8 protein-coding genes are annotated in these 11,865 nt (G+C 66.6%); 1 reads left to right on the forward strand and 7 read right to left on the reverse strand.

Annotated elements, in window-relative coordinates:
* Nucleotides 1-238: 238 nt before the first annotated feature.
* Nucleotides 239-1,399, forward strand: a complete 1,161-nt coding sequence (locus OH799_RS22880; protein ID WP_406267639.1) for a zinc-binding dehydrogenase — start codon at nt 239-241, stop codon at nt 1,397-1,399.
* A 19-nt stretch (nt 1,400-1,418) separates the two neighbouring features.
* On the opposite strand, the gene OH799_RS22885 is transcribed toward OH799_RS22880, so the two are convergent.
* From OH799_RS22885 to OH799_RS22915, 7 genes are all read right to left on the reverse strand, one after another.
* A complete protein-coding gene (locus tag OH799_RS22885; protein WP_406267642.1) occupies nt 1,419-2,060 on the reverse strand; it encodes an endonuclease in 642 nt (213 codons plus the stop codon).
* 216 nt (nt 2,061-2,276) lie between these two features.
* Entirely contained in the window at nt 2,277-2,777 is a 501-nt protein-coding gene (locus tag OH799_RS22890) for a GNAT family N-acetyltransferase (protein ID WP_406267644.1), read from the reverse strand.
* Nucleotides 2,708-3,970 carry an MFS transporter gene (locus OH799_RS22895; protein ID WP_406267647.1) on the reverse strand — a complete coding sequence of 421 codons (1,263 nt, stop codon included), beginning with the start codon at nt 3,968-3,970 and terminating at the stop codon, nt 2,708-2,710. Before OH799_RS22895 ends, OH799_RS22890 begins: the two co-directional genes overlap by 70 nt.
* 2 nt (nt 3,971-3,972) lie before the next feature.
* Nucleotides 3,973-5,274 (reverse strand): DUF4135 domain-containing protein, encoded by a 1,302-nt coding sequence (locus OH799_RS22900; RefSeq protein ID WP_406267651.1) that lies wholly within the window; start codon nt 5,272-5,274, stop codon nt 3,973-3,975.
* 861 nt (nt 5,275-6,135) lie between these two features.
* Nucleotides 6,136-7,683, reverse strand: a complete 1,548-nt coding sequence (locus OH799_RS22905) for a dynamin family protein (protein ID WP_406267654.1) — start codon at nt 7,681-7,683, stop codon at nt 6,136-6,138.
* Complete coding sequence (locus tag OH799_RS22910) at nt 7,680-9,542, reverse strand: dynamin family protein (protein WP_406267657.1); 1,863 nt, start codon at nt 9,540-9,542, stop codon at nt 7,680-7,682. Before OH799_RS22910 ends, OH799_RS22905 begins: the two co-directional genes overlap by 4 nt.
* A gap of 37 nt (nt 9,543-9,579) precedes the next feature.
* Nucleotides 9,580-11,835 (reverse strand): IniB N-terminal domain-containing protein, encoded by a 2,256-nt coding sequence (locus OH799_RS22915; protein ID WP_406267660.1) that lies wholly within the window; start codon nt 11,833-11,835, stop codon nt 9,580-9,582.
* Nucleotides 11,836-11,865: the final 30 nt, after the last annotated feature.

Below are 11,865 nucleotides of genomic sequence, written 5' to 3' on the forward strand. Positions count from 1 at the left end.
GCTACCGAGAACCGCCGGGCTCGGCCACCACTAAACCGACGGCAACCTGACCAACGTGGAACCAGCAAGGGCGTGAACGACCATTGATCGTCGGCCGTAGCAGGAACACAGTGGACGCTCCCGCGGAGCCGTCGGCGCCCCGTTACGTTTCGCCCTCGTGCCCGTTACCGCGCATTAGGGTGGCGGCTGGGTGACCGCACGAGGCGCCCGCCGTGCGCCGCCGATCCGAGGAGTCGCCATGAGGGCCGCCGTCGTCACCGACACGAAGTTCGAGATAACCGACCTGCCGACGCCGAGCCCTGGCCCTGGTCAGGTATTGATCAGCGTGTCCCGCTGCGGCATCTGCGGTTCCGACCTGCACGCCCGGACACATGCCGACGAAATGGCGGATCTGGCCGCTGCCACCGGGTACGACCACTTCATGCGGTCGGATCAGAGTGTGGTGCTCGGACACGAGTTCAGCGGCGCGGTACTCGATTACGGGCCGGGCTGTCGCAAACGATGGAAGGCGGGCACCCCGGTGGTAGCCCTGCCGATCGTGCGGCACGGCAAGCAGCCACACCTGGTCGGCCTGTCGACCGCGGCGCCCGGCGGCTACGCCGAGCAGGTGGTGGTCCAGGAATCGATGACCATGCCGGTGCCGAACGGATTGTCCGCCGAGCACGCCGCACTCACCGAGCCGATGGCGGTCGCCTGGCACGCCGTGCGCAGGGGCAAGGTCGGGAAGGGCCAGACCGCGTTCGTCATCGGCTGTGGTCCTATCGGCCTCGCGGTGATCAGCATGCTGAAGGCCGCGGGCGTGCGTACCGTGGTGGCCAGCGAATTCTCGCCGCGGCGAAGGGAACTCGCGACCGCGTGCGGCGCCGACGTCGTGGTCGACCCGGCCACCGAGTCACCGTGGACGGCCGCACCGAAGGGCCGGATCAACGGCGTCACCGACATCCTCGGCCTCGGCTTCGACACCATGGAACGGCTGCGGCGCGTCTCGAACCTGCCGTGGTGGTACATCTTCCGGCTGGCGCACGCGCTGAACGCGGGACCGGCCGGACCGGTGATCTTCGAATGCGTAGGTGTACCCGGGATCATCGACCAGATTCTTACCGCCGCGCCGCCGCTGTCGCGGGTCGTCGTGGTCGGCGTATGCATGGAAACCGACCGTTTCCAGCCCGCGTTGGCGATCAACAAGGAAATAGAACTGCGGTTCGTGCTCGGCTACGACCCCGGCGAGTTCCGCGATACCCTACACATGCTCGCCGAGGGACAGGTCGATCCGACACCGCTGATCACCGGCACCGTCGGTCTGGCCGGTGTGGAGCACGCCTTCACCGCCCTCGGCAATCCGGAGCAGCACGCGAAGATTTTGGTGGATCCGAGCAATTCCGCCGTCACTCTGGTCTGACGGCCTACCAAGGTCGACCTCACCGCTCGGTGGCGAGTACGTCGTCGGCGATCTTCTCGTCCAAAGTCACGCGCACCAGCGCCGCGGCGAGATCCGCTGCGTGGTCGCGTGCGAGATCGGCCAGCCGATCGGGATCATCCGGAAGCCGGACACGTTTGGCGCCGCGGAGGGCGCGTTCGTCGAAATACGGCCGAACCCAGGTCCAGATGTCCTGGACCTCGCGCAGGAAAATGTCGCTCCCGGTCGGCCCGATGCCCTGGAATTCGCGCAGCAGCTCGGCGGCGCGCTTGGGGTCGTTTCGCGCCTGCTCGCCGAGTTTGCGCAGGTCACCGTGGTACCGGTCGAGCACATGCGCGGCGCTGGCGTGCAGCTTCGTGGCAGTGCTCTCGTCGTAACGGCGATAGTGCGCCCTGCCGAGCGCGTCCACCAGGTCCTGCCAGTCCGCGTCGGCTACCCGCCGCGGCGTGCGGTAGCCGCTATGGATCAGCTCCCGCGCGGCAGCCACCGCGATATCGGCGGAGATCCGGGCGCTGAGCAACACGGCGAGCATGAGCAGCTGGAACAGCGGAGCGGGTTTGTCGTCCAGCTTGATGCCCGCTTCCACGGCATATCTCTTGCCCGCCCGGTCGAGCAACGCGTGCACCACATCCTGCTGACTCATCGCGACCTCCTCTCGTTTACCGGCCGCGTACCCAGCAGGTCCGCCGATACACCACGTCGCCGAACACCGTCGATCGGTGTGTGCCTACGCGGACGGAAACAGCACCCGCCATGCTCGGCTTCTCGCTGCCTGATTTGTCATGCGCAGCCCGAGAGGTCGTGGGCGGCGAAATGCGGGCCTCAAAGGCTCCTGGCCTCCCGTTCCTGGCTCCGCCATTCAGGCAAGGGGCAATTCGTACACGGCCCGGCTGCGGCCCGGCCCTTTGAAATCGGTGACGATCGAGATGTCGTTGATCTCGTGGTCGCCGGGCACGTTGACGAAGCCGAGAGCGGTCCAACTGGAATGCGCTGCCTGGTTGTCGAGCTCGGAGCGCAGATAGAGGCGCTCGCAGTCCCACTTCTCGGCCTGTGATCGCACGCTGCCTAGAAGCGCTAGTGCGATGCCGCGTCGCCGGTGCTGCGGATGGGTCATGACATCCTGGACATACAGGTCTGCGGGGTCGTCTTGGCTTCGGAACGCGATCACCGCTCCGGTGATGGTGTTGTCCTCGCCGATCATGATCGGGCAGGTCGAGGAGAACAGCTTGGCATAGAGCCAGTAGTCGGACAGGGTGCGTGCACGGATATCCGGCGCCGGGCCTCGCTCGCCTACGCAAACGAGTTCGCGGGTTGTGCTGCTCCGCTGGTCCGAAAGTGCCAGAAACCGGATTTCATGCACGGAATGATGGCCAGCACGGCAAGTACCCCAGCGCAGAGCATCAGCATGACCTGCGGCGTGACAGCGGTCGTCAGTACCCCAGCCGAAATCAGGCCGACCGGCGAAAGCAGCGACCCGGAACCTTGCTGCGCGGCAAAGACCTTGCCGCGATCCGCGGAGGGAAAACCCTCCGCGATGGTGTTCGCCAACCGTGGACCGTTGACGGAATCCGAGAACGAGGAGCCGCAAGCCAGAGCTGAAGGAATCAGCGCAGGGAGATGGCATCCGATCGCAGCGTAGGACAGCGGCTTGGTGACCAGGCCCGTAGCCAGCCAGGCGCCGGGCACGGGGGGATCGACGAAGCGAGCGACAAGATTTCCGGCGAACAGAAACAGCACCGGCAGTGACTGGATCAGTCCGATCTGGCCGGGGCTGTAGAGCTCGACGAGCGCGAGCGGAGCCGCGACCTGGCACATGGCCAGGAAGAGGGACGACACGATGCTGGTCGAGATCACCGAACGAAGCCATGGCAACGTAGCCACCGTGGCGTAGATGAGTTTCCAGTTCGCGACCAGGTCGAACTCTTTCACTCGCCGGATCCGCAGCTGCCCCGGATAGACGATCTTCTTGTCCGCTCGTCCCTCGATCTCGGGCAGCCCGACGCAGATGGCCGCGCCGGCGACAAAGGTGACAGCGTCGACCACCAGAACCCAGATCGAAACCTGAGCAGCGACAAGGACACCCGCGGTGGCCGCGCCGACGGCCAATCCTGTCCGGTTGATCAGCGCGTTGGACGCCAACCCCGATCGGCGGGTGTCCTGGTCCAGGATGTCGGTCCAATACGCGGAGAGCGCCGGACGATAGAAACCGACGCTGATGCCGTTCGCCAGTGAACATGCTGCGGCGAGTAGCCACCCACTCGACGTGGGAACCAGTGTGGCTATGGCAATTCCGGCCGTCGCGGCGGCCCGGACGCAGTCGAAGAAGATCATCTGGCGGACGCGGTGGGCTCGGTCGGCTTCGACACCGCCGCGGGCGAACGAATACGACATCCCAAGCCCCAACGCGGCCAGCACCGCCCCGACCTGCCATCCACTGAACGAGGAAGCCAGCACAATCGGCAACGCAACCCCGGTAGCGCCGTTACCGAAAGCCGACGTGAAGCCGGCGACCCGCAAGCGGCCTACTGCACCGATCGCCTGCACACCGATCACTGCTACTCCTGTTCGTTCGACTCGAGCGAATGGACGTGCTCGCTGACGACCGAGCATTGCTGCTCGATGTAGTCCTCATCGACGCCGGCGATGCTCACAGCCGACCGCGCGGCGGGACTCCGCACTACTTTGCCGACCGGACCCCACTGGTCGAACACAGTGTGGGACGTGGTGTCGATCACAAAGAACGGGACATCCCCGCGTGCCAGCTGGTTGGCCTCAGATCGGATGAACCCAGCCGGCACGAAGGGGCGTCGAACCCCTACCAGCTCGTCGACCAGCGTGTCTTCAAGGTCTCGAGCCGAGCTGTCGAGTGGCGCCGTCGAGACCATCGCCGACAATCGGCGATAGCTCGCGGTGGCGTCGATGATCACTCGCGATCTGAGTTCGGGAGCGTGCGAAATAATCACCTCTTCGAGGAGTGATCGGCAGGCCCGGATCTTCCTATATCCGGACCTGAGTCCACTGAGGAAGGTGTCCAGAGAATCGGAGATCGATCCGTATTCGCGGCTGATCGAGGTTTGCTGTCGCTGCCCGTACGCGGTGAATCGGACGGTCAACTCGGCACCCGGTCGACTCTCTTGAATGGTGGGGAAGTTCCTCGACCTACCCGTGCTCCGTGAGGCCATGAACCCAGCGATCACACCGTGGGCAGCATTCGATGGATCTTGTAGAAGTAGCGTCGCGAGAATGCCTCGAACCCGCGGTGCCGGACTCGCCGTCAAAATGGTCTCGTCATCGATCAGCGCAACCGCACCGCGAACGGAAGAGACATTTTCATAATGAATGTCTGTCACAGATAGACAGTCGGCAATCGCCGCGAACTGCCCTGCTCTGTGCCAGAAATCCACATCCGACACCATCATCCCAGCGCAATCGATAGATTCTTGGAGATAGCCGTCCAGCAAAGGGATTTCCGGCGGAAGATACATACACTCGTCCATACCGGTAGCCTGTAAACAGGCTTGCATGAACGCGCGCTTCGAAGTTCTGCCAGGCTTGAAATAGTAGACAGCGTCGGCCAAGACGACCTGCGTCGCCGAGCGACCACCGCAGTGCGGGTCTCCAACCCCCGGACCTACGTATTCGACCTGCATACCCTTGCCTTGAACCCGGTCATGCAGGTCTATCGCCTCCCGGATAACAGCCTCGATCCGAGGCTCGACGAGCCGGGACCAGACAGCACTCTTCCCGGAGAGCACCAGAGACGTGATGTCCGGCAGGAGAGAATCGCTGTTCAGTCTCGTAATGCGCCCCCCGAGTTCCGCCGACATGACCGCGACCTGCGGAATCAGATACCGCATCCAGTCACGTGCGGATCGCCGAAGATCGACATATCCTGGAGTAGGATAATATTCGGCAAGCCATTTATCTAGAACTCTCAAAACCGTAAGATCGAACTCGGAGTATATGGTTATACCGCCACTTCGCTCGAAATCGCCTACATAGTTTCGCGAGTAAAGGCCCGGGTAGGACGATACAAAGACGACCTACCCGAGACCACTACTCGAGCGGGAAATCAGTCACACGTTCCACTGGCGTCATCGACAGTGCCGAGAACGTTCGACAGAATGGTGTCACGTGCGATGTCTGCGAATTCGATCGTCATGTCATCAGCCTCTTTCATCATGTCTTGCATAAATGGTAGAAGAGGAGCTCCCCCACCTAGAACATAAACGCGGAGCCGCAACTTTGGCAATCAGAAATACGCATTCGTGTGACGCATATCACCAGCCATGGACTTTCTCGCTTCAATCGACTAATAGGCTTCGCTCGCGGAGATCACTCGCTAATAGATGGCAATCATCGAGAACTACAGCATCCAGCTAGCCGCGAAAAGCACGAATCGCTGCAGGGGGGCGGCTTCCGGCTGAGTCCGAAAAGTCGAGTTCCCGGTTCGTTTTCGCTGCCTCGCAGCGCCGATGCTGATGCGGAACACCGGGAAGTGCCGCTCACATCCTGCTCAGCGCAGGTCGGCGACATCTGGAGAAGCCAGATTCGAACCGCTACCCGGCACGAGCCGCGAGCACAGGCCGCGGCGCGGCCATGGGGATTCGAAGCATGCACCGGGCGACACCACGCAGCCCTGACAGAGATCGCGGACCAGGAACACTGGCACGATCTGATTGCCCCGGCATAGCCCGATGCCCGCACGAAACGCCTACCTACTCGGGCAGCAGGCTCAGGGTTCCCTCCGCGCTGCGGGCAGCGGTCAGGCAGGCGGTGGCGGTGAACTGGTCAGCGAGGGGATGGCGGGCGCGGGCACGCCACTTCCGGACCGCGGCGACCGCATGGGCGCGCTGCACCGAGGGCGCCGCGTCGACCGGGAGGCCGAGGCGCAGATGAGGGGCGATACCGGTGCCGCCGATGATGCGGTGAAGTTCGGCGAGATCGGTGGCGGGCAGGGTCAATTCGTCGGTTCGCAGTCGGCCGAGCAGACGCAGCTCGGCGAAGCCGTGGACGTCGGCGAGCAGGGTGCGCACCTGAGGCAGCAGACTATCGGCTCGGGTGCCGGGATAGGCGGTGAGCACCCTGGCCAGCGCCGTGAGCGCGGAATGCGCCTTCAGCTGGTCGGCGCGTTGGCCGAACTGCACGTCCAGCACGGACCGTAACTCGTCGACACCACTGCGGATGGTCAATTCGGCGGCCAGCCTGACCGAATCACGCACGCCGAGTCGGATCAACGTGATCGCCATGCGAATACCGAACATGCCGAATCGCTCGGCGAGCTGCGCGCGCAGCTCCGGCCGCACCGGAAGCGGAATGTCGGCACGTGCGAACCGATCCGCCGACAGCAGCGCCGCGCTCAGGTCGTCGACGGGAATACACGCCAGTGCCTCGAACGCCGCGAATTCCTGCTGGCGCAGCGTTGCGGCGGCGAACGCGAGCAGTCCGGCAACCGGAATCACGGCCTGACACAGCCCCGTTCGCTCGAGTTCCGCGGCGAAACGCATGGCGACATCGCGCGCGGAATGCAACGCATCGATCCGTCCTGCGCCGATTTCATCCGCCCGCGACACCACACCGACGACGCCGAGCGGGCCGGGCAATCCCGATGTCTCCTGGGCGTTTCCGGCACCGACTTGCTCCAAGAAGCGCACGTCCGCGACGTCCAGTCTGCGCAGCAAGTACACGATCGCGTCAGCGCCCGGAACAGCGAGATTCTCCTGCACCCGCTCCTCGTCCTCCTCCGGCGTCAACAGCCGCGCGGTGCGCCGCGACACCTCACGTGACAGCGACGACGTACCCGGGGTGTCGATGATCGTCGTGTGCGCGAGCGCCGCCGCGGGCCACTCGACCTCCAGGTGGTCGACCTCACGCGGTGCCGGCGCGTCCCAGTGCAGCCGATCCAAGTCGAAGGTCAGACCGTGCGCTCCGCTGCCGCGCCGGACCACCACGTTCGCGCGAGCGCCGTCGTGGGCGTACGCCGTCACGCTCGGTGTGGAACCGTACCGGTACCAGGTGACCACCCTGGTGCACTCGGTCGCATCGGTCGGGGCTATGTCCTGCCCGACAAGGGAATTCAGCAGAGTCGACTTGCCCGCTTTGAGCGAGCCGGCCAGTGCTACGCGCAGCGGCTGGTCCAATCTGCGGGCGCAGTCGACCAGCAGTGCCCGAGGTCGCGGTTCGCTCGCCAGCGCCGCCCGCGCCGCGCCGACCAGCCGATGCGCCTCGGCGACGATCCCTGGCGCCGCGCCACCTTCACGTGTCACGGGGCTACCGTACCGGCGGGTCCGGTCGGTAGTGCGGCCTGCATGACATCGGCATATCGGCGCAGCTCGGCGACCACGCGCAGCTGCTGTTCGAGCAGCGCCGCACGTTCGGCACGTCGAGTGGTGGCCATTGTCGCCGCTTCCTGCGCCGCACGCAGCGAGTCATCGAGCGAGCGCAGGCTCCGCTGTGCGACACCAGCGTAATGGTCGCGCAGCGCGCGGTGGATGCGGTGCAACCGGTCCTTCGACTCTTTACCCGCCTGGAACGCCACGTCGTCGACGAACCTGCGCACCGCCGCCTTCGCCTCGTTTCGGCGCTTGGCCAGCCTGGCCTGCTTGTCGTCACGGAAGGCCTTGCCGCCGACCAGGACTCCCGCGCCGATCGAGATCGGGTTGAGTAGCGCGAGCCCGGCGAACGTACTGGCCAGCCCGACCATGAGCACACCGCCGTAGGAGCCGCGCATGCCGACGAGCAGCTTGCTGCCGAAGCCGATGTCGGGCTCCAGGTCGGCGAGCGTGCCGGAATTGGTGTGGCCGGTATCGGCCTGCGGTCCGGGACGCACATCCGGCAGGTCGACGGCGCCGATCTCAGAGAAATGCTCCGCGACCCGCTCGGCCAGGTAGAGCGCCCGCGTATGGGTCCACAACAGGTTGTCGCCGAGCGCGGTGTCGATGGTTCCGGTGAGGTGTTCGGCGATGCGTTCCCAGTGCCGGCCAGGATCGTGCTCGTCGATCCACTCCTCGGTGGTTCGTGCGATGGTGCGCAGCCGGTCCCGCAGATCGTGGTCGACATCACCGGCCAGGTCGGTGATGCCGTCGGCAAGGGTCTGCTGCCACGCCGCGGTGCGGCGGTGGAGTTCCTCGGCCGCGGCGCGGGCGGACTGCAATTCGCGAACGGCCGCCGCGCCCTGCGCCGGATCACGCACCGCGACCAGCTCACTGCCCAGCGCAAGCGCCAGATGTTCCGCCGCGGAACGGATGTCGCGGGCCACTGCAGCACGCGTCGCGAGCTGATCGCGGGCGACAACCTGGTCGCGCAGAAATTGATAGAGCACGCCGAAACCGGATTCCATGCCCAGCTGCGGGTCCTGCAAACGCAGCGCGTGGCTGCGCAGCAGCGACGAGACGGCAATCATGGGCACATCGAGACCGGCCCGCTCGAGATGACACCGGTCGGCCTCGTGCACCTGACGCCAGTGCGGGTACAGGTCGGTCTTCGTGAGCAACAACGCGACCGTCGGACACAGCTCCCGCACCTGCCGGAGAAAGGCGAGTTCCGGCTCGGTGAGTTCGGTGGACGCGTCGGAGAGCACCAGCACCGCATCGGCCGCGGGCACCAAGCCGAGCACGTTCGCGGCATAGGAACTCCCGTGCGCGCCGACACCCGGAGTGTCGATCAGCACGATCCCATCGGCCAACAGCACATTGGGCACCTGGACCTCCCAGCGCACGATGCGCCGACCCTGAGCGAGCGGGGAACGCGCGTCGATCCTGCCGATCTCCTCGATCGGCACTACAACCCTGGTCTCCGCACCGCTGGAGTCACCGTGCGCCGCGAGCACCAATTCCGCCCTCGGCTCGGGGCCGTACGACAGCAACATCGGCACCGCGGTGGTCGCGTCGTCCCCGACCGGGCAGATGTCGAGGTTCAGCAGCGCGTTGACGAAGCGGCTCTTGCCTTGGTCCAGAAGCCCGGCGACAACGATTCGCCTGCGCGGGTCGCGGACCCGGTCGGCCGCCACCTCCAGGCGGCCGACCAGGTCGTTGCGGCCCGCGGCACGCGCGGCCGCGATGGTTTCATCGAGTACCGAAAGCAGCGGTACCGCCGGTGGCGTGGCGTTCGGCGCGGGCGTCCCCATCGCGGCATCGACCTCTTTCCGTAGCGCAGGGCAACTGTCAGTGCAGGAAGGCGTCGCCGGTGAGGTCGGCGCCTGCCGAACCGGTGAGATCGGCACCCGCGTGCGTGTCCGTGAACAGACCCGTGTCGGTCTGCGCACCTGTCGCGCTGTCCAGACCCGACCCGAAGGCGCTCGACACGTCCATCGAGGACCAAGTGTGCGCGGTCGATCCGACGCTGCCGCCGAGACCCACCGCCCCGGTGTCGACCGCGCCCTGCGTGGTGTCGCCCACCGATCCGCCGAGACCGGCGCCGGTGTCCACCGCGCCGCCGAAGGTCGAACTCAGCCCGCCGCCGAGATCTGCCGTGGCGCCCAGGCCCGTGGACAGGCCGCTCTCCAGACCGCTTGTCCCGTGCGCGCCGATGCCACTGTCCAGGCTCGATCCCAGCTGTGCCCCCGCGCTCGCCGGGCCTTCGAAACCGCTCGACAGGCCCGCACCGGCATTGCCCGCGGCTCCGAGACCAGTTTCCCAACCGGTCGTCGCGTCAGCACCCGCACCGAAGGCTCCACCCACCGTCGACGACAAGCCGGTCTCCAGGCCGGCACCGGCGTGCGCACCCGCACCGATCGCACCGTCGATCCCCGTGGTCAGGCTGGTTCCGAGCCCGGCACCCGCCTCGAGTCCGGTCGACAGGCTCGAGCCGAGGCCGGCCGCAGCCTGGGCACCCGCGTCGATCGCACCGGTGGGCCCGGCCGCGAGGCCGGTACCTGCCTGCACCGCGCCATCCAAACCGGTGGACAGTCCCGCCCCGAACCCGCTGGACACCCCGGTTTCCAGACCGGTCGTGGTGTCGGCGCCCCCACTGAGCACCGCACCGACTCCAGTCTCCAGGCCCGAGCCGACCTGCGCTCCGGTGTCCAGTGTGCCGTCCAAGCCGGTGGACAGACCGACGCCTAGATCAGCGCCCGCGCCGAGGGCCGCACCGAGCCCCGTCGCGAGACCGGTCTCCAGGCCCGCCGTCGCCTGTGTGCCGAGGTTCGCGGCCCCACCGACAGCCGAGGAAATACTGCCGACGAGTCCGGTGGTCAGATCGCCCGCACCCTGCGCCGCACCGTCGATTCCGCCGGTCAGCCCGGTCGCGGCCTGGCCGGTGGCGTCGAGCGCACTGCCGAGACCGGTCGAAAGGCCGGTCTCGAGTCCGGCACCCACCTGCGCTCCGGCTTCACCCGCTCCTTGCAATCCGGTCGACAGTCCGGCTGCGAGGCCAGCGCCCGCACCAAGCGCTGCGTCGAGACCTGAGGTCAAGCCGCCTGTTCCCTCCACAGCTCCCTCCAGACCGGCACCCAGATCGGCGCCGGCCTGCGCACCAGCACCGAGTGCCACATCCACACCGGTCGTCAAACCAGTTGCCGCGCCGATGGCACCTTCCAGACCGGCACCGGCCTGCGCACCAGCACCCAACGCCGTGTCCAGACCAGCAGTCGAACCGGTCGCCGCATCCACAACACCCTGCAATCCCGCGGCCAGGTCAGCACCGGATCCCAGCACTGTGTCCAGACCAGCGGTCAAACCCGTCGCCGCATCCACAACACCCTGCAAACCCACGCCGAGCACCGTCGTCAACCCTGCGGTAGCATCCACCGCCCCGTCGATGCCTGTGGACAATCCGGCGCCGAGATCCGCGCCGGCGTCCAGTGCCGCGTCGATCCCGGTGGACAGGCCCGTCTCGAGTCCGGTTCCGATGTTCGCCACGCCCTGCAAGCCGGTGGACAGCTCGGCGCCGAGGTCGGTATCCGCACCGATGCCGGTGATCAACTGGGCGCCTGCTCCGAGCAAGCCCCCTACGGCGGCGGACAGGTCCGCTCCGGCGTTCACCATGGTGTCGAGACCCGCCGTCAGCCCGGCGCCGAGGTCTGCGCCGACCTGCAGGCCGGTGTCGATCGCTGTGTTCAGACCGGCGCCGAGGTCGACACCGAGACCCGCGCCCGCGCCCGCGCCGAGATCGACACCGAGGTCGGCGCCGAGGTCCAGCCCGGCGTCCGCCGCGGCGGCCGCGCCCACAGTGCCTGCCGCGTTCACCGCGGCAACCGCACCCGTCTGCGCACCTGCTGCCACGATCGCCTGCAGCTGGGAACCGCCCGATACCAATGCCGACTCGGCGACCATCGGGGCACAGGCCGCGATGTCCTCCGGGGTTACCGCGGAAAGGCCCGCCGCGGCGAGCGCCTGAGTCGGGTTCGCGCAGTAGCCGACTGCGGCCTCGTGGTTCCGCAACAGATCGAGGATGAACTCCAGAATCGCGTTGGGTGTCATCAGAAACATCTCCTGAGATCCGGCGGACCT

This window comes from Nocardia sp. NBC_00881, from assembly GCF_045207455.1.
GTDB lineage: Bacteria > Actinomycetota > Actinomycetes > Mycobacteriales > Mycobacteriaceae > Nocardia.